Origin of the sequence: Paraburkholderia sp. D15 (assembly GCF_029910215.1) — a bacterium.
Lineage (GTDB): Bacteria > Pseudomonadota > Gammaproteobacteria > Burkholderiales > Burkholderiaceae > Paraburkholderia.
Genome location: NZ_CP110396.1, coordinates 2762515 through 2781117, shown reverse-complemented (window position 1 = coordinate 2781117; position 18603 = coordinate 2762515). Strand labels below are relative to the sequence as shown.

Sequence of the window (18603 nt, the reverse complement as noted above, 5' to 3'; positions counted from 1 at the left end):
TCGGCGTGCAGCGGCGGCTATTGATTATTGATGTTTGATGACTGGCCGCGCATTGTTGATCGGGAACGCTGACGTCACGTCCCCGTCAAGCGTAAAGGATGGGTGTGGAGCGATTTTTCGCGGATGCTTCAAGCCTGCTTCTGCGGAATCCTGTGGTAAGCACGCCCGTGGTACACGAGACCCGACACCGAGGAACCGAGATGCACTGCCTGCACCGCGCAGAAGAAAACCGTGTGGGTGCCGATGTCGACACTTCGGCTCACCGTACAGTCCAGACTCGCCGCGGCGGATTCCAGTACCGGCGCGCCGGTGGCAAGCCGGAGCCATTTGCCGTACGTGAAGCGCTCGGTCATGCCGAGGTCTCCCTTGCCTGCGAAGATCGGCGACAGTGCCTCATGCTCGTGCGAGAGCACGTTGATACAGATGATGCCCGCCGAGCTGAAATGATGATATTGACGGCTGGATCGGCCGATGCAGACAAGCACGGTGGCCGGGTCGTCGGTCACCGAGCAAACCGCGGACACGGTCATGCCGACATCGCCGGTAGGCGTCGTGGTGGTGATGATATTCACTGCCGCGCCGATCCGTGCCATGGCCTCGCGGAAGGTAGTGCGGTCTGGGGAAAGTGCGATCACGGCGGTATCTCCCTCGGTTGACGAAAGGGTGTTGCGGCAGGATAGTCGGCGTGTCATGGGCTCATTGCCGGGATACCGGAACGGGCGGCTCGGCCCCGGCAATCTGATCTTTGATCAACTGCGCCTCGGCGTCGTCGTAAAGACTGGCGATAAGGCGCTCGTAGCGCGCCATGATGGGCTTGCGGCGCTTTTTGCGCGTCGCGGTCATCACGCCACGCTCAGGTGTGAGCTCCTCGGGAATGATCCTGAATGCCTTGATCTGTTCCGCTCGCGCCAATCTCGCGTTGGCTTTGTCCACTTCCGCGCGGATCAGACCTATTACGACTTCCGACGCGGCCAGATCGGCATAGCGCGTGATCGACGCATCGCGCGCACTGGCCCAATCCATGGTGAGCGTGCCGTCCACTTCGATCAACGCCGTCAGATACTTACGCCCTTCACCAATCACCATCGCTTCGGTGATATAGGGGCTCTGGCGAAGCTCGTTCTCGATCTGAACAGGGCTGATCGATTTTCCGGCGGCGGTATTGATGAGTTCTTTTTTTCGATCGATCAGCTTGTACGCACCGTCTTCGCCGATCTCCACGATATCGCCGGTGTAGAGCCAGCCGTCCCGCAGGGCCGTTTGTGTCTCGGCCTCCTTGTTCCAGTACCCGACAAATAGTCCCGGCCCGCGAACGAGCATTTCACCGTCCGCCAGTACGCGCGTCTCCCACGCTGGATCGTCGATCGGCACGCCGGAATTGCCCGGCTTCGACCAGTCCGCCATCTGCGCCAGATTCCCCCCCACCATCTCCGTTTGTCCGTAGATCTCCCGCAGATTGACGCCCCATAGCTGAAACAGGGTGACGAGTTCGGGCGGCATCGGAGCGGACGCGGTATATGGATACCGCAAATCGTCGAACCCGATTCTCGCCAATAGCGGCGCGAAGATGGAACGCTGGCAGGCGGCATAGATCGCCTCCTTGAACGGGTCGCTGCGGCCCCTCTCCAAGCGGTCGGCCAGCACCTCTCTCGCAATCCCGAGAGCCAGTTTGTAGTTTTGCCGATCCACTTCGGCACTGCCGTTCACGTGATTGATGATCTGTGTCGCGAACTTCTGGTAGAAGCGCGGCGGCGCCATATAAGACGTCGGCTTCACTTCCTGAATGCACCTGGCGAAATCGGCCGATGCATCGACAAAGTAAGGCACTGTCTTCGTGATAAGTGGCAGCGTCATGGCCTGCACGCGCGCCACCGTGTGCGACAGAGGCAGATGGATGACCATGCGCTGCGGTTCCGACATGATCGCGGGGCAGAAGGTCGGCCACGTGAATGCGCCCGCCAGCATGGAACGATGCGTAAGCATCGCGCCCTTGGGCGACCCCGTGGTCCCCGAGGTGTAACCGAGGCTCACCAGATCCGTCGACCGCGCGGACTCCGACTGCTCCCGCAGATAAGCCGTCTCGTCTTCGCAGAACGGCACGGCGAACTCGGCGAATGAAACGACATTCGCGGCGGTTTCGCCAGGCGTATTCTTCCAGGCCGGGTCGAGTACGACAATGTGGAGGAGCTTGCGAGACGGATCGGCAGCCTGGATGATGCGCAGTTGTTCTCCATTGCCGACAAAAGCCAGTCGCGCCCCCGAATCTTCCAGATAGTAGCGAACCTCTTCGACCGACGACGTGAAATAGACGCCCACCGTCACCGCGCCCGAGCAGATCGTCGCCATATCGGCGATGACCCACTCCTGGGAAACGTCGCCCATGATGGCAATCCGGTCGCCTTTGTCTATACCGGCATGACGGAGCGCCACGGAAATGGAACAGACCGCGTTCGCATATTCTTTCCAGGTGGTCGATATCCAGGACCCTTCACGTTTCTGAAAAAAGGCGTTTGCTCCGGCATCGTTTTTCAGCCTCGCCAACAGCAAAGCCGGGATACTGGTCGAAGCGAATTGACTACCGGAAGTCCAGGGTGCGGCGGTCATTTGTAGTTGTCTCCAAAGCGCTTGCGCTTCTCGGCGAACGAAGTCACCGCTTCACGGCGCTCGGGCGAATTGAAGGTGATCGTTTCCAGCGCCGTTGACGTATCGAGTATCAGATGCGTGTACTGCTTGGTGATCTTGTTCACGCAATACTTCGTCCAGACCACCGCGTCGCGCGGACCACCCGCGAGAAGTTCCGCGTATTCGACGGTGGCTTCCAGCAGTCTGTCGCTCTCGACGATCTTGTTGATCATGCCCATGGCCAGCGCCTCATCGGCGTTGACGAAGTCGCCCGTCATCAGATAGTGCCGCGCGCGGACCGGGCCGAGCAGAAGCGGCCAGATCACCGCGCCGCCATCGCCCGCCACGACACCCGCGTTGACGTGCGTGTCGGCGAATCGCGCGGTCGGACTGGCGTAGATCATGTCGCAAAACAACGCGAGCGTGGCACCCAGCCCTACCGCTGCACCATTGACCGCCGCCACGATCGGCACCTCGACCTCCAGCATGTTCCTGATCAAGCGACGGCCACCTCGTGTCGGCGACGGAAGATCGCCGTTATCGATCGACTTCTGATCGCCGCCGGAGCAGAACCCGCGCCCCGCGCCGGTCAGAACGATCGCCTTGACCGATTTGTCGTGGTCCAGATCGACGAATACCTGTTCCAGCTCGCTGTGCATGTCCCAATTGATCGCGTTCAGAATCTCTGGCCGGTTCATCGTGACAATCGCGACCCCGGAAGGCCGATGTTCCACATTCAGATACTGGTAGCGGGAAGACGTGTCCATGTGTGAGTTCATCCTTGAGTTTGGGTCGGGTTGGCGGTCTGCGGACGCATTGCCCGAATCTTGCCGAGAACCTCGTCCAATGGCCGAACGATATTGTTGCGATCATTGAAATGAGGAATGACGTATCGGCCGACCATCTCGATCGCCGCCATGATCTGTTCGTGGGGAACCGAATCCATATGCAGCAGAACTTCGTCGATGCCGAGCTTTTCGTATTGTTCCAACTGCCGAATGACCGTATCGGGGCTTCCGCACACCGTCGTGGCGGACTCGTTGAGCAGATAATCCCAATCCTCGGCGGCGCGCTGCATCGCCGGCACGCTGTCGGCCATGTAGGCATAGTTGTCGGCGAGCTTTGCGAGCCGCGGGTACGCATCGGTCGAGATGCGCGCATAGTGCATGATGGGACCGGCGAAGGTGTCCTTCGCTTCCTGGTCCGTCTTGCCGATGCCGATGAAAAGCGGCACGCCGGCACGCGGCTTGTGCAGCGGCCCGGTTTCATCGCGCTTCCAGTTCTGCCAGTACGAATCGAGTAGCCCCTTCTGCTTCTCCCATCCCTGATAGATGGCGTGGCTCATTACAGCGAGCCCTTCCGAAGCGGCCCAAACGTGGCTGTTCTGACTCGTTGCCGCGACGCCAAGCAATGGATAAGGCTTTTGCAACGGCTTGGGTACGAGCGAGCGAGGCGGCACCTGGTAGTACTTTCCCTCGAAGGTGAAAACGTCTTCCCGCATGGCCGTGCGAAGGAGCGCCATGCCCTCTTCCATCTGCGGCAGCGTTTCGTCGGGCGATACGTTGAATGCACGCATCGCAATCGTGGTGTTGGCCCGGCCGCAATACATTTCCATCCGGCCGTTGGACAGTATGTCGGTCACTGCCAGCCGTTCGGCCGTACGCAGTGCGTGGTTGATGGCTTTGGGCATCAGTGCCACCGACGGGCGAAGTTTGATTCGCGAAGTCACGGCGGCGAGGTAGCCAAACACCACTTCCGGCGCCGAGCTCGAAATACCGCCCAGCGCAAAGTGCTGTTCCGAGAGCGCCACGAAGTCGAATCCCATCTGCTCCGCGAGAACAGTTTCACGAACCAGTTCGCGCAATCTGTTCGAGTAGCTATGCCCGACCTGTGTTTCCTGCTCTGACCAAAAACCGATTTTCAATGTCATTTTCGTTTCCTTGACAGTCTTGATATACAAACTCGTGGCGCGCACGAAGTCCAACCTGATGACTTCTGGTTGAATGACGGCCCTCGCCGGTGTGTCGAAACTCTGAAATGAAATCCACTGAAGACGATAGGTATGCTTACCTACTTATTCATACATTCGTCTTCGAATTTATCTTGTTGTCGTGTAGAAATATTGCCGCAGATTCCGCAGCATTTTTTATTCTTTTTATGCCGCTACGTCGTGCTCGCCCGCAGATCATGCTGCCGAACAAACAACCAGACCACTGGACATCAACCACCTTCTCGCGACGATTCAGCCGCGAATGTCAGGGCAAGAAGTCTCGCCGTGGCATTCAGACAGGTCTCGCCGATCTCGCGTGATGATCCCCTCGCGTCGCCAAGCACACCGTTGCGAGATATCGAGGCAATGCCGTTTTTCCACATCAGATTCAATTGCCCGGTCGTCAGGAAACCGACGTGGCCGGCCACTAGTTGTCCGTGTCGAACGCTGTCGGGATGAAGGTGCATCATGAGAGACGTTTCGGCGATGTCGGCATGGCCGCCCACGGATTCCGGATCGCCACCCGCCTCCTCGACCGCCAATCGCCATTCGCGAAGCCACGCCTCATGATTCGTATACGCGAACACCTCGGTCGCCGGTCCGACCGCGTCTCTCAGACGCGGCAGCATCGTACGTAAAGCATTGAAATTGCCGACGTGGGCCGAGAACAGATAAATACGTCTGAATCCGTGCTTCGCCAGACTCGTGCAGTAATCATGACAAAGCGCGGCGTAGGTTTGCTCCTGCAACGAGATCGTGCCGGGAAAGTCCATATGGTGTCTGGAGCATCCCACCTGAATGGTGGGTGCGATCAGCGTTCGCCCCAGCATCCCGGCGATTTTCACCGCGAGCGCGTCAGCGTGATCGGCATCCATGCTCAAGGGTAGATGAGGTCCGTGCTGCTCGACCGCCCCACAAGGAATGAGGACGCTGTCAAACCCGCTAGCCAGCGCAGCCGACACGTCTTCATAGGTCATATGCGTGAGATGCAGTGTCTCGGGTTGTTCAATATTGCTCACGATTCCACCTTCTTGTTACGTGCCAGGAAATGGGCTCTCGCGTCGGCGGTCTTCGGATTGTCGAGATATCCTCGAAGGTCGCTGAGCGTCAACTGGAGTAAAGCGTCGTCCGTCATTTGCGGACTCCGGCGCAGCGTATTTTTGATTGCGCCAAAGAGTTGGCGATCTTTGTCGCAAAGCTGCCGGCATTTGACGATCGCCTGTGCGAGCCTATCTTCTGGCTTGGCGATCGCGTCCACCGCGCCGATCGCGAGTGCGTGCTCGGCGGAAATCAGAGAACCTGAAAACAGGAGCGAGCGTGCGGCCCGGTAACCCAGTAGGGACGCCGCTTGACGCATACCTTTTGCCGCCGGTAGCAGCCCGTGATTGATCTCGGGAAATCCCAGCCGGGATTGCGGCGACGCGATCACATAATCCGCATGCAGGACGATCTCGAATCCCGCACCCACCGCATAGCCATTGACCGCACACACGAGGGGACCGGGATACTGTTCGATCTGACACAGAAACGCGTTGAAGTCTTCCATGCGGGATACAGCGAGCGCATGGTTCGCCACCTCGTTGATATCGCCGCCCGCGCAGAAGAACTTCTCCCCAGCGCCGGTAAGGACCACGCCGGGCGGCGTAGATTGTCTGGACAACTCGCTGAAGATAGACATCAACGCGGTAATCAATGGCGCGCTGAGCGCATTCGCCGGCGGCCGGTTGATCGTGATCTGCACGAGGCCGGCATCGAGGTTCGTGAGGATAAGTTCGTCGGTGTTCATTCGTGATGACTCGTCTTTGTTTGTCTGTTTAGTGTAGGTGCAGGGGTGGAAAATTTAATTTTGAATTGTCGGCACCTGTATTGATTCGGCGGATTAAAATCGCGTCATTCAGATGCGCCGCCCAATGTTGCGCTGCGAACGGCAACATGAACTGGAAGAGGCAATACGATCAGCGCCGAAGCGAGTGAACCGTGGACCCAGCAACGTCTGACACCCATCCTGCAGCGTCGTCGATCGCGACCGACGAAATAACGATCGACTATCACCCGTTCGATCCGGATTCCATCGACTCTCCAGTAACAGCCGTGCTTCTGCAGACGCAGGGTAAAGAAGACGAGTTGCCCATGCATGTCCATCGAAAAGGACAACTCGTGGTCGCATTGAGAGGCTCGGTCATGTGCCGATCGCCGAACGGATGGTGGATCGTGCCGCCCAATGGCGCGGTGTGGATTCCCGGCGGCATTCCTCATAGCAATCACGCGTCGGACTTTGCGAGCCTGTACGTGATCTGCATCGCGCCCGACGCAGCCGATATGCCCCAGGAATGTCGTAGCTTCACGATCACGCCGCTCATCCGCGAGTTGATACGCTCACTGGCCAGGCTCTCGCCGTTCTATCCAGAAGAAGGACCGACCAGCCGGCTCGCCACGGTATTGCTGGACCAACTCACACAACTCGCGCCCGACGATGTCTTTCTGCCGATCTCCGATAACCATCGGCTTCAACAGATCGCTTCGTCGTTGCTCGACAATCCTGCCGATCGCAGCACGATCGCGGAATGGGGACGTCGTTATGCCATGAGCGAGCGGACACTCGCGCGATTGGTACTCAGCGAAACGGGCATGACGTTCGGACGCTGGCGCGAACGCCTGCACATCATCATCGCGCTTCAGCGTTTGTCGGCGGGCGCCTCGGTTCACGCCGTGTCGCTTGAACTCGGTTACGAAGGTCCCAATTCGTTCATCACCATGTTCAAGAAGACCATGGGGCAAAGTCCGGGAAAATTCCGGGTGGAGAAAATAGAAGCTTCTCAACCTTGAGTGAATCGGAGCATCGGAGCATCGGTGCGCAGCGCCGAAACCAGGACCCTTCCCGATGGATTCAATCGTCCTGATACTCCCTGACGCGCTCTATTCCTCTTTGTTCCACGACATTCAAGTCATAGCCTTCCAGGCCGACAATCGTTCTCTCATGATTGGAGAGAAGAATTATGTTCCTCACGCCGAGATCGGCAAGAATCTGCGCACCTACGCCGTAATCGCGGAGTGCCGGTTCCGCGGGTTCGGGGTGCATCATCGAGCGCACACGTTCCGACACCGCCGTGGGTCGCGACTCGCGAATGAGCACGATGACGCCGCGATTCCCGTTTCCCAACAACCGCGCGGCACCGCGTAAAGACGCGAGGTGATGGCCTCCCATGATGTCGTTCATGGTGTCGACTGCATGCATGCGCACGGGTACCGGATCGGCTCCGCGCAGATCGCCAATGACAAAGGCGATATGTTCGACCTGATCGATACGGTTCCGGTACACGACAATGCGCCAGTGACGTCCGTTCGGCTCGGTAAAGCTGCCGTTTTCGACGACCTCGACGAGCTTTTCCGTTCGCCGGCGATACGCGATGAGCTCGGCGATGGTGCCCAGTTTCAGCCCGTGCCGCCGCGAAAAACCGATCAGATCCGGCAGCCTCGCCATGGTGCCGTCGTCGTTCATGATCTCGCAGATCACACCGGCCGGCACGAGCCCGGCCAGACGCGCGATATCGACCGCGGCTTCGGTATGGCCCGCGCGCACCAGCGTGCCGCCGTCGCGCGCCATGAGCGGAAAAACATGGCCGGGAGAGACGATATCGTCGCGGCTCGTTTCCGGATTGATGGCAACCGAAATGGTGCGGGAACGGTCGGCTGCCGAGATCCCCGTACTCACGCCGTCACGCGCCTCGATCGACACCGTGAATGCAGTCTCGTGCCGCGATCCGTTGCTCCGGCTCATCGGGCGCAGCCCCAGCGATTCACACCGCGAACGGGTCATGGCAAGGCAGATCAAGCCGCGCGCATGCCTCGCCATGAAGTTCACCGCGTCGGGCGTGGCGAACTGGGCGGGAATGATAAGGTCGCCTTCGTTCTCGCGGTTTTCATCGTCCACCAGAATGAACATGCGGCCAGCTCTAGCTTCCTCGACAATCTCCGAGGCTGTCGACATATCGCTGTGCAAATCCATCGGCTTCAAGGTAGAAGTAACGTCATTCATCCGGATACCTTTTCATTTCCGCCGTCACGACGCCTGCGACATCGCATGAATCTGGATAGGCCGCGTGGTGTCGATCGGCAGCGTCGTTTTATTGGCGAGCCGTTTAAGGACAACGTTCGAGCGAACGCTGGCCACGCCGGGCAATGATGTCAGCTTGTGCGTGATGATGTGTTCGAGCTCCACGAGATCCCGCGCCACCACGCGTAGGAGGTAGTCGGTTGGCCCGGTCATCATGAAACAGTCCATGACCTCGGTAATGCCCTTCACCGTGTCAGCGAAACTCTCTCGCGCATGCATGCCCTGCCGCTCCAGGCCGATCTCGACGATGGCCATCACCACCAGCCCGAGTAGAGACGCGTCGAGCACGGCAACGCGCCGGCTGATCACGCCGAGACGCTCCAGATTCCTGACCCGGACGAGACAGGGAGAGGGTGACAGGTTGACTCGAGCGGCCAGCTCGAGATTTGTCAGACTCGAATCTTCCTGAAGTTCACTCAGGATGCTGAGGTCAATCCGATCCAGCGCAACGTTCATGGCCCAGGTCTCCTCTTCACTTAAGGCCGAGGTGCCCCGAAGTTCATACGCCGGCTTTCGGCCAGCACAGCGATTTCCGCTGCAGCACGTATTCGAACAACAGCACCTGATGAACGAGTTTATGCCAGTTGGCTTCGTCGGAAATTCCGATAAAAAGTCGAGTTATCACCAAAAACAGACATTCCGGCCGAGGTACGGGAAAACCCGTTGATCGGTCACACTGACGTAACGGGCGTTGCGCAGATCAGCCGGGCGTCCTTTATTTCATCGTGCTAGACGAGCCAGGGTTCGTGCCGTCCGCTTCCGGCACGCCCGTATCTATCGATCGCCTGACGCACGACGTCCACCTCCCGCAGCCCATCGTCGACGAGTGCTTTCAACGCGGCAATCACAATCGACGCACGGTCCACTTCGAAGAACGCGCGCAGAGCCGCGCGCGTGTCGCTGCGCCCAAAGCCATCCGTGCCGAGTGTCACGTAGCGGGACGGCACGTACGCACGGATCAGTTCCGGCACGGCGCGCACATAGTCCGTCGCGGCGATCACCGGACCACGCGAAGCAGCCAGCGAAGCCGTCACATAGGGCACGGCATCTCCGCTGTTTTCCAGCAATCGATTCGCGCGCTCCAAGGCCACACCGTCGCGATGCAATTCGGTGAAACTCGTCACGCTCCATACGGCGGCTTCGACGTTCCAGTCGTCTTTCAACATCTGCGCCGCGGCCCGCACCTCACCGAGAATCGCGCCCGAGCCCAACAACTGCACCTCGGCGACCTCGATCCGTGCCGGCTCCAATGCGTACATGCCCCTGAGAACACCGCTGCGCACGCGTTCGATATCGGCTTCGGCGAGCGGACGTTGCGCGTAATTTTCATTCATGACGGTCATGTAATAGAACACGTCGCGCTGATGTTCGATCATCTGCCGCATGCCTTCGTCGACGATCATCGCCACCTCGTACGCGAAGGCCGGATCGTAAGCACGGCAGTTCGGCACGGTCGATGCCGCGAGATGGCTCGTGCCATCCTGATGTTGCAGACCTTCGCCGCCGAGCGTCGTCTTGCCAGCGGTCGCGCCGATCAGGAAACCGCGCGCACGCTGGTCGGCAGCCGCCCAGATCAGGTCGCCGATACGCTGGAAGCCGAACATCGAGTAGTAGATGTAGAACGGCAGCATCGGGAGATCGTGCACGCTGTACGACGTCGCCGCGGCGATCCACGAAGACACCGCACCCGCTTCCGAAATCCCTTCCTCGAGAATCTGGCCGCCTGTGTCTTCCCGGTAGTAAAGCATCGACCCCATGTCTTCCGGTTCGTAAAGCTGACCGTGCGGCGAATAGATACCCACCTGCCGGAACAGGTTGGCCATGCCGAAGGTGCGTGCTTCATCCGCCACGACGGGCACGATACGCGGACCCAATTCGGCATCTTTCAGCAGATTGCCGAGCATGCGCACGATCGCCATGGTGGTCGACATCTCCTTGCCGTTCGTGTCCAACGCGAATTGTCCCCACGAAGACATGGCGGGCACGGCCGGCGTGTGCGACGCCGCTGTCCGCCTTCTCGGAAGATAGCCGCCCAGCGCCACGCGGCGCGCGTGCAGATACTGCATGACCGCGCTGCTCTCTGCCGGCTTGTAGAACCTGAGTTGTTCGACGTCGTCATCGGAGAGCGGTAGACGAAAGCGATCGCGAAAGGCCTTCAACTGGTCGATGTCGAGCTTCTTCTGCTGATGCGTGGTCATGCGCCCCTGGCCGATCGAACCCATGCCGAAGCCCTTCATCGTTTTCGCGAGAATGACCGTGGGCTGACCTGCATGTTTCGCCGCGCGCTCATACGCCGCATGCAGCTTGCGCACGTCGTGGCCGCCGCGCCGCAGGCCATCTATGTCGTCGTTGCTCAGGTGCGCGGCGAGCGCGGCCAGTTCGGCGTTCTGTCCGAAGAAGCGTTCGCGGTTGTAGGCGCCGTCGTTGGCCGAAAAGGTCTGGAACTGTCCATCCACGGTATGAGAGAACGCGCGCGCCAACGCCCCTGTGCGATCACGGGCAAAGAGCGTGTCCCAGTCCGAGCCCCACAGTACCTTGATCACATTCCATCCCGCACCCGTAAACTGCGCTTCGAGTTCGTCGATGATGCGGCTGTTGCTGCGCACCGGACCATCGAGGCGTTGCAGATTGCAGTTGATCACGAACACGAGATTGTCGAGGCTCTCGCGTGCGGCCAGTGAGAGTGCGCCGATCGACTCTGGCTCGTCCATTTCGCCGTCGCCGAAAAACCCCCATACCTTGCGGCCCTCCGTGCGCAGAAGTCCACGGTTCTGCAGATAACGCATGAAGCGCGCCTGATAGATCGAATTGATCGGGCCGATGCCCATCGAGCCCGTCGGGAACTGCCAGAAATCCGGCATCAACCATGGATGAGGATAGGAACACAGACCCGGACCCGCGATTTCCTGACGGTAGTGTTCAAGATGCGTTTCACCGAGAAAGCCTTCCAGAAAAGCGCGCGCATAGACGCCCGGCGAAGAATGCGGCTGGAAATAAATCAGGTCGCCGCCACTAGCATCATCGGCGCCGCGGAAAAAATGATTGAAGCCGACCTCGAACAGATCGGCCGCGGACGCATAGCTGGCAATATGGCCGCCAAGTTCACCATAGGCACGATTGGCCCGCACCACCATGGCCAATGCATTCCAGCGCAGCGCGGCCGCGAGCTTTTCTTCCGTTTCGATGTCGCCGGGATACGGAAGTTGACGATCGACGGGAATCGTATTGACGTAGGGCGTGATATTCAGACGCGCTGTCGTCACGCCGTTGGACGATGCATGGGCCGCGAGCCGATCGAACAGATACTGCGCCCGTTCAACACCCGCATGGCTGACCACGCCATCGAGCGCGTCGAGCCATTCGGCCGTTTCCTGTGGATCCTCGTCGATACGGGCCCGATGCAGGGAAGCAAGCGAGCGGGTTCCCGAAGATAAATCGGTCATTTTTCAACTCCGTAAGAGCAATGCGAATGCCTGGGTGAATGTGCAAAGATTACGGGTGAAGCAACAGAATGTGTGGCCGTATTGATGGCCTGCGAAGCAAAGCCGCCTGCAATCCGTTTGGTGAAAGTACAGTTTCACCAAATTTTTTTCGGCACTCGGCATTCGAGCCACATCGTCGTGGATGATGTCGACACGCGAGGGCATCGGCCGGCAGTCATCGCGGGCGGACTGTCCTGATTTGCAAAACACGTGTCCCGTAATGTCAAAAGACAAACGCTGATGTCGATACACTTGTTTGTGTCCCGGCAGATCAACTATCCGGAAAGATGACGCGTGATATTCGGCTTGTAGGTCGACGCGTTTCGCAAAATTTAACGTTAGAGGTCCCGTCCACCATGACAAATTTTCTCTTCGTGCATGGCGCTTTCCATGGAGGCTGGTGTTTCGACAAGGTCCGCCCTTCCCTGGAAGAAGCCGGCCATCGTGTTCTCACTCCCACGCTGACGGGCGTCGGAGAGCGCTCTCATCTTGCGACGTTGGGTCCAGTCAATCTGGAAACTCACATCCTCGACATCGTCAATCTCATCAAGTGGCGAGATCTCCATGATGTCGTGCTGTGCGGCCACTCGTATGGTTGCCTTGTCATTACCGGAGTGGCCGACCTGTTACCCGACCGGATTGCCTCGCTTGTCTACCTCGATGGTCCGCTTCCGGAAAAAAGTGGCGACTCGCTCTTTTCATTGCTGCCCAATCTGTTATCGCCGTGGGCCGAAAGCAGCGCCACGCTCGGCGGCACGCAGGTTGCGCACTGGCCTTCAAAGGTATTTGGCGTGGACGAGGAACATCAGGCGTGGGCAGACTCGAAACTGACGTCGCACCCGTTGGCCTGCTTCACGCAACAACTGTCTCTCACCGGCGAATTCAGGAAAGTGCCGAAGAAGCTGTATATCTACAATTCGAAAGATATCGGATTGCCGAGCCTTATTCCGGATTGGTACGAGGCCCAACGCGACCTTCCCGGAAGTCACGTCTATTCGCTGGACGGCGGGCACGACCTGATGATCAACACGGCGCGCGAAGTGGCGGACATCCTGCTGAAGCACGTCTGACATCGTCGAGCGGCGACTGCAGCCACGACGAAGCACCGGTCAGGCGGACCTCATGCTCCGCCACGCATACCGAACCCATCCGCAGAATCTATCCACGCCAAAGATATGGACGGCGCCCAGGCGGGCGCCGCATGGAGCTATCGATGAGTCTCCCGATCCTTTTCACGCCGGCCCAGATCGGCAATCTGAAATTAGACAATCGCATCGTCATCGCCCCAATGGCCCAATACTCGGCTGAAGACGGGCAGATGAACGAATGGCATCTGATCCATCTCGGGCACCTCGCCAGTTCAGGTGCGGCACTGCTCACGATCGAGGCGACCGCCGTCACCCCGGAAGGACGCAATACCCCGGGTGACGTTGGCCTCTATTCCGACGCATGCGAAGCCGCCATGGCGCGCGTACTGCACGGCGTCCGGCGCTGGTCGGACATGCCGATCGGTATTCAGCTCAACCATGCCGGGCGAAAAGCGTCGCGACAAAAATCGTGGGACGGTGGCGCACAGATTTTGCCTGGGCAGCCGAATGGCTGGTCTACCCACGGGCCTTCATCGCTCGCGTTCGCGTCCGGCGAGATGCCGCCGGTTGCGCTGGATCGTGATGGTCTGGCAGCAATCCGCAACGCCTTCGCTAGTGCCGCACGACGCGCGTCCCGGCTCGGACTCGAATTCATTCAGATTCTTGGCGCGCACGGCTATCTGCTCCACGAGTTTCTCTCGCCTCTTTCAAATCAGAGGACAGACGAGTACGGCGGTTCATTGGGAAATAGAATGAGGTTTCCGCTGGAAGTATTCGAGGCCGTGCGGGACGCGTTTGCGCATGATCGTCCCGTGACGATGCGAGTGTCCGCAACCGATTGGGTCGAAGGCGGATGGTCCATCGAGGACACCATCGCCTTTGTCGACGCGTTGGAGCGAAGAGGCTGCGCCGCGATCAATGTCTCGAGTGGCGGGTCGAGCCCGGCACAGCGCATCCCCGTTGGACCCGGCTATCAAGTTCCTCTTGCGCGCGCGGTGAAACAGGCGACTAACTTGCCGGTCATCGCCGTTGGCCTGATCACGGAATTCGAGCAGGCCGAAACTATCCTCGGCACGGGGGATGCCGACCTGATCGCGCTCGCGAGAGCGGTGCTCTACGATCCCCGCTGGCCATGGCATGCCGCCGCGCACTTCGGCGTTCAGGTCAAGGCGCCCCATCAATATCATCGCGCTCAACCTCATCGAATCCGGAATCTGTTCGTTTGACCCATGGCGCCACGCGCAATTGACATTTCGTGACTCACGCTTTTCAATGTGGGACACATCAGCTATTCGCGAGGAACAACGGACATGCGCAAGCGAGTCGTCAGAAGCGCCACCTTGCATGGCTACTTGCGGGCTGCCTGCGACGTCGGCATTGACGGTAAAGCGCTGATGGCTCGGGTCGGATTGAGCAGCGATATCGCCGAAAGCCCGGACAGCCTGATTCCGCTGGATGCGTGGGTCAGGCTTCTGGATCTTTCCGTCGCTGCGTCCGCGCGTACCGATTTTGGCGCGCGCGTCGCGATTGCGCGCGGCGTTCCGGACTATGGCCTGGTCAGTCTGTTATTGCGGGAAGAGGAAACGTTACGGGATGCGCTGCACACGTATTCGACGCAGTTGCATCACCATTGCGACGGTATCTTCATCGATCTCGACGAACGCTTCGAGAAACCGCTATTGACGTTCCGGATAGAGTCCGAGATTCCTTCAATACACGTGATGGAATATTGTGCGTGCGGAATCGTCCAGATGATTCGCTGGCTCGTTGGACAGGACTGGCAGCCCGAAACCGTCTGCCAGGAACACTCCCGTCCCGCACACACGCAATTGCAAAGCAATTTCATGCGATGCGAGCTCAGGTACGACCAGATGGTCAGTGGGATTCTGCTCGGTCGCGACGCACTATCCCTGAAGGTCGTCACTTCGTCCGCCGTACTCCGACGCCATGCGAAGACCTTGCTCGGGCAAACCTTCAATCATTCGCCGGAAGATTTCGAGGCACGCGTGGAGTGGCTCATGCATCAGCAGTTACGCGACTCGCGATGCAGCGTCGAAACGCTTGCCTCCAGTCTTGGCATGAATCGGCGCACCCTGCACAGGCGACTCGCGGACAAAGGGCTTTCGTATTCCGGGCTTTTACAGCAAGTCCGGTGCGACACCGCGAAGCGATTGCTCAGCGTGCAAACGGTGTCATTGACGCAGGCAGCCGAAGCGCTGGGGTTCGGTAGCCTGAGCGCGTTTTCCAGATGGTTCCAGGCTAGCTTCGGTTGCAGCGCGTCGGAGTGGAAGCGGAGTCTGGAGGCCGCAGGCTAAAGCCGTCCATAAGCGCATTCTTCGAATCGTGACCGTTTTTAGAAGTATTTTGTCATTATCAACAGATTCATGCGCGCGTCCGATCATTAATCTTGAGGCTGGTTAATGTCGGATCGAATTCATGCTGGAACTTCAAACAAGCTTTACTTCAATCGTCGCGCGATTGGCGTTACCGGCGATTGCGGCGCCTGCGAGCACGATGAAACGCGGTGCGCTGGTCCTGGCCACGCTGGTCCTCGCAGGTTGTGCCAACTACGCCGGCATCGACACTGACAAACAGATCACCGACCCGCGAAACGACGCACTACAGGCTACGCAAAGCGTGCCGTCGCAAGGCGGCCAGTGGCCGTCGCTCGATTGGGCGAGGCAGTTCGGCGATCCGCAATTGCCGCGACTCATCGACGAAGCGCTTGCGGGTAATCCGTCGATCGCGCAGGCGCAAGCCCGGATCGAAAAGGCATCGTCGTATAGGGAAAGTTCGCGTGCGGCGCTATTCCCGCAAGTGAACGGCTCGTACGCCTGGAGTCGCGAGCTCTCTTCCGCGAACGGGCTCTACCCGCCCCCCTACGGCGGCAATTGGTATAGCGAGAACAATGCGCTCGTCAGCGCTTCGTGGGACCTGGACCTGTGGGGCAAGCACCGCTCCCGGCTGAAGCAGGCCGTGTCGCGCCAGAAGGCCGCCGAGGCTGACATGCAACAGGCGCGCGTGACGTTGGCTGCATCAGTTGCGCAAACATACAACCAGCTCGCGCTGCTCTATGCGTTGCGCGAGGTCGCGCAGCGCGAGCTCGCCAACCGCACTGAGGTGGGTCGCATCACGAACGGCCGCGTGGCGGCGGGACTCGATACCGATGTCGAAATCCGCACGGCGGCCGCCAATATCGCGACGAGCCAGACGAATTTATCCGGACTCGACGGTCAGATCACGACGACGCGTTATCAACTTGGTGCATTGCTCGGTCGAGGCCCGGATCGTGGCCTGACAATAGCGAAACCGGTACTGAACTCGAAGATCGAGATCGCGCTGCCGGACAACGTGCCCGCCGATCTGATCGCGCGGCGGCCAGATATTGTCGCCGCGCGCTGGCAGGTCGAAGCGGCGACATCGAACGTACAAGAAGCCAAGGCCGAATTTTTCCCCGACATCAATCTGTCGGTGGCGGCGGGTCTTGATGCCTTCGGCTGGGGCCGCCTCTTCACGTCGAGCAGCCGCCAGTTCAACGCAGGGCCGGCCATTCATTTGCCGATCTTCGATGCCGGCGCATTACGCGCCCAGTTAAAAGGCCGTTACGCGGACTTCGATCTCGACGTCGCGAACTATAACCAGACCTTGATCAATGCGCTGAACGATGTCGCGACGCAGATCGCGTCGATTCGCTCGGTCGATCGGCAAAGCCTCGACGCGGCGCGGGCCCTCGACGCCGCCACGCAAGCCTATCAACTCGCCGTGACCCGCTACAAGGCCGGGTTGTCACCACAACTGCAGGTACTCACCGCCGACCAGAACCGTTTGTCGAACGAACAAACCGTGACGAACTTGCGGATGAAGCGACGCGATCTTCAGATTGGCCTGATCAAGGCACTGGGCGGCGGCTTCAATACCGCCGACTGAACCCGACCACATCGAATCGATTGGCAGCAACGCCAGACGGAGAATACGGAGCTATTCATGAACGACTCTCAACACCATGCCGCAGCGGAACCGGCGCCCCAAAACAACACCAGGCGCCGCGTGCTGATGTCCCTGATCGTGCTGGTCCTGATCATCGCGGCGGTTGCCTACGGGCTGTACTACTTTCTGGTCGCGCGTTTCCACGAAAACACCGACGACGCGTATGTGAACGGCAACATCGTGCAGATCACGCCGCAAGTGATCGGCACGGTGATCTCGGTGAATGCCGACGACACCCAAACCGTGAAGACGGGTGATCCGCTTGTCGTCCTGGATCCAGCCGACGCCAGGATCGCGCTCGACCAGGCCGAAGCGAATCTCGCGCAAACCGTTCGCCAGGTCCGCACGCTCTTCGTCGACGATAACCAGTACCGGGCGCAAGTCGCATTGCGTCAATCGGATCTGTCGCGTGCCCAGGACGACCTGCGGCGGCGCTTGACGATTGTGCAGACCGGCGCGATCTCCGGCGAGGAAATCTCTCATGCCCGCGACGCCGTGCGCGGCGCACAGGCTTCTCTCGACGCCGCACGACAAGCGTTGCAGTCGAATCGTTCGCTGACGTCGAATACGACCCTCGCGAACCATCCGAATGTACTCGCGGCCGCCGCCAGGGTCCGCGATTCGTATCTCAACCTCGCGCGCGACACCCTGCCCGCGCCGGTGACCGGTTACATCGCGAGGCGTTCGGTGCAGGTCGGTCAGCGCGTGTTGCCCGGCACGCCACTGATGGGCATCGTGCCGTTGAACGGAGTCTGGATCGACGCCAACTTCAAGGAAGTGCAATTGACCCACATGCGTGTCGGCCAGCCCGTCGAATTGACGGCCGACGTTTATGGTTCAGGCGTCGTATTTCACGGCAAGGTGATCGGCTTCTCCGCCGGAACCGGCTCGGCGTTCTCGCTGTTGCCGGCACAAAACGCGACCGGCAACTGGATCAAGGTCGTGCAACGCTTGCCGGTGCGTATCGCACTCGATCCGCACGAACTGCAGACGCATCCGCTGCGGATCGGGTTGTCGATGAACGTGGATGTGTCTACCGAAGACGAGAACGGCGGCCAGCTCAGTACCGCGCCGAACACCGTGTACCAGACCGATGTATTCGCCCGCTACGGCGATAAGGCCGATGCTGAAATTGCACGCATCATCGCGGCAAACGAAGGCACGCGTGATCTGGATACGGCACGTGGAGAAGACCGCGGCAATAGCAGCGGCAGCGATGGTAACGACAGCTCGCTAAAAACCTCGAAGAACAACATTCGGCTCCCGGCGAAGCGAGATTTCGTCAAACCGGCATAAGCGCCCGCAACTATTCACGGAGCT

15 protein-coding genes are annotated in these 18603 nt (G+C 59.5%); 6 read left to right on the top strand and 9 right to left on the bottom strand.

Annotation, left to right across the window (positions count from 1 at the left end; translation table 11 throughout):
- Positions 1-128: 128 nt before the first annotated feature.
- The 6 genes from LFL96_RS32230 to LFL96_RS32205 all read right to left on the bottom strand — a co-directional run bounded on the left by LFL96_RS32230 (position 129) and on the right by LFL96_RS32205 (position 6398).
- Complete coding sequence (locus tag LFL96_RS32230; protein WP_281001936.1) at positions 129-635, bottom strand: flavin reductase family protein; 507 nt, start codon at positions 633-635, stop codon at positions 129-131.
- Between the two features lie 61 nt (positions 636-696).
- The gene (locus tag LFL96_RS32225; protein WP_281001935.1) at positions 697-2604 is read right to left on the bottom strand and encodes an AMP-binding protein; all 1908 of its coding nucleotides are present in this window, start codon (positions 2602-2604) and stop codon (positions 697-699) included.
- A complete protein-coding gene (locus LFL96_RS32220) occupies positions 2601-3389 on the bottom strand; it encodes an enoyl-CoA hydratase-related protein (protein WP_281001934.1) in 789 nt (262 codons plus the stop codon). Before LFL96_RS32220 ends, LFL96_RS32225 begins: the two co-directional genes overlap by 4 nt.
- A gap of 8 nt (positions 3390-3397) precedes the next feature.
- On the bottom strand, positions 3398-4552 hold the full coding sequence (locus LFL96_RS32215) for an LLM class flavin-dependent oxidoreductase (RefSeq protein WP_281001933.1): 1155 nt from the start codon (positions 4550-4552) through the stop codon (positions 3398-3400).
- 290 nt (positions 4553-4842) lie between these two features.
- Entirely contained in the window at positions 4843-5631 is a 789-nt protein-coding gene (locus tag LFL96_RS32210; protein ID WP_281001932.1) for a creatininase family protein, read from the bottom strand.
- The gene (locus LFL96_RS32205) at positions 5628-6398 is read right to left on the bottom strand and encodes an enoyl-CoA hydratase/isomerase family protein (protein ID WP_281001931.1); all 771 of its coding nucleotides are present in this window, start codon (positions 6396-6398) and stop codon (positions 5628-5630) included. The genes LFL96_RS32210 and LFL96_RS32205 overlap by 4 nt, the downstream gene beginning before the upstream one ends.
- Positions 6399-6589: 191 nt before the next feature.
- Between LFL96_RS32205 and LFL96_RS32200 the strand changes: the two genes are divergently transcribed.
- Entirely contained in the window at positions 6590-7438 is an 849-nt protein-coding gene (locus tag LFL96_RS32200; protein WP_281001930.1) for a helix-turn-helix transcriptional regulator, read from the top strand.
- Between the two features lie 61 nt (positions 7439-7499).
- Here the strand turns inward: LFL96_RS32200 and ribB are convergent, their stop codons facing one another.
- The 3 genes from ribB to mdeB form a co-directional block, all read right to left on the bottom strand.
- The gene (gene ribB, locus LFL96_RS32195; protein ID WP_281001929.1) at positions 7500-8648 is read right to left on the bottom strand and encodes a 3,4-dihydroxy-2-butanone-4-phosphate synthase; all 1149 of its coding nucleotides are present in this window, start codon (positions 8646-8648) and stop codon (positions 7500-7502) included.
- 24 nt (positions 8649-8672) lie between these two features.
- Positions 8673-9182 (bottom strand): Lrp/AsnC family transcriptional regulator, encoded by a 510-nt coding sequence (locus tag LFL96_RS32190; RefSeq protein ID WP_281001928.1) that lies wholly within the window; start codon positions 9180-9182, stop codon positions 8673-8675.
- A gap of 272 nt (positions 9183-9454) precedes the next feature.
- Positions 9455-12169 (bottom strand): alpha-ketoglutarate dehydrogenase, encoded by a 2715-nt coding sequence (gene mdeB / locus LFL96_RS32185; protein ID WP_281001927.1) that lies wholly within the window; start codon positions 12167-12169, stop codon positions 9455-9457.
- A gap of 395 nt (positions 12170-12564) precedes the next feature.
- Between mdeB and LFL96_RS32180 the strand changes: the two genes are divergently transcribed.
- The 5 genes from LFL96_RS32180 to LFL96_RS32160 all read left to right on the top strand — a co-directional run bounded on the left by LFL96_RS32180 (position 12565) and on the right by LFL96_RS32160 (position 18579).
- Complete coding sequence (locus LFL96_RS32180; RefSeq protein WP_281001926.1) at positions 12565-13278, top strand: alpha/beta hydrolase; 714 nt, start codon at positions 12565-12567, stop codon at positions 13276-13278.
- A gap of 143 nt (positions 13279-13421) precedes the next feature.
- Complete coding sequence (locus LFL96_RS32175) at positions 13422-14522, top strand: NADH:flavin oxidoreductase/NADH oxidase (protein ID WP_281001925.1); 1101 nt, start codon at positions 13422-13424, stop codon at positions 14520-14522.
- 84 nt (positions 14523-14606) lie between these two features.
- Complete coding sequence (locus tag LFL96_RS32170) at positions 14607-15611, top strand: AraC family transcriptional regulator (RefSeq protein ID WP_281001924.1); 1005 nt, start codon at positions 14607-14609, stop codon at positions 15609-15611.
- A gap of 121 nt (positions 15612-15732) precedes the next feature.
- Entirely contained in the window at positions 15733-17223 is a 1491-nt protein-coding gene (locus LFL96_RS32165; RefSeq protein ID WP_348638436.1) for an efflux transporter outer membrane subunit, read from the top strand.
- Positions 17224-17280: 57 nt separating this feature from the next.
- A complete protein-coding gene (locus tag LFL96_RS32160; RefSeq protein ID WP_281001923.1) occupies positions 17281-18579 on the top strand; it encodes an efflux RND transporter periplasmic adaptor subunit in 1299 nt (432 codons plus the stop codon).
- Positions 18580-18603: the final 24 nt, after the last annotated feature.

Excerpts from the sequence above, each read along its gene's own strand:
- LFL96_RS32225 (WP_281001935.1), bottom strand. The coding sequence starts at position 2,604 with ATGACCGCCGCACCCTGGACTTCCGGTAGTCAATTCGCTTCGACCAGT.
- LFL96_RS32170 (WP_281001924.1), top strand. The coding sequence starts at position 14,607 with ATGCGCAAGCGAGTCGTCAGAAGCGCCACCTTGCATGGCTACTTGCGG.
- LFL96_RS32215 (WP_281001933.1), bottom strand. The coding sequence starts at position 4,552 with ATGACATTGAAAATCGGTTTTTGGTCAGAGCAGGAAACACAGGTCGGG.
- LFL96_RS32190 (WP_281001928.1), bottom strand. The coding sequence starts at position 9,182 with ATGAACGTTGCGCTGGATCGGATTGACCTCAGCATCCTGAGTGAACTT.
- ribB (WP_281001929.1), bottom strand. The coding sequence starts at position 8,648 with ATGAATGACGTTACTTCTACCTTGAAGCCGATGGATTTGCACAGCGAT.
- LFL96_RS32205 (WP_281001931.1), bottom strand. The coding sequence starts at position 6,398 with ATGAACACCGACGAACTTATCCTCACGAACCTCGATGCCGGCCTCGTG.
- mdeB (WP_281001927.1), bottom strand. The coding sequence starts at position 12,169 with ATGACCGATTTATCTTCGGGAACCCGCTCGCTTGCTTCCCTGCATCGG.
- LFL96_RS32180 (WP_281001926.1), top strand. The coding sequence starts at position 12,565 with ATGACAAATTTTCTCTTCGTGCATGGCGCTTTCCATGGAGGCTGGTGT.
- LFL96_RS32165 (WP_348638436.1), top strand. The coding sequence starts at position 15,733 with ATGCTGGAACTTCAAACAAGCTTTACTTCAATCGTCGCGCGATTGGCG.
- LFL96_RS32160 (WP_281001923.1), top strand. The coding sequence starts at position 17,281 with ATGAACGACTCTCAACACCATGCCGCAGCGGAACCGGCGCCCCAAAAC.
- LFL96_RS32220 (WP_281001934.1), bottom strand. The coding sequence starts at position 3,389 with ATGGACACGTCTTCCCGCTACCAGTATCTGAATGTGGAACATCGGCCT.
- LFL96_RS32175 (WP_281001925.1), top strand. The coding sequence starts at position 13,422 with ATGAGTCTCCCGATCCTTTTCACGCCGGCCCAGATCGGCAATCTGAAA.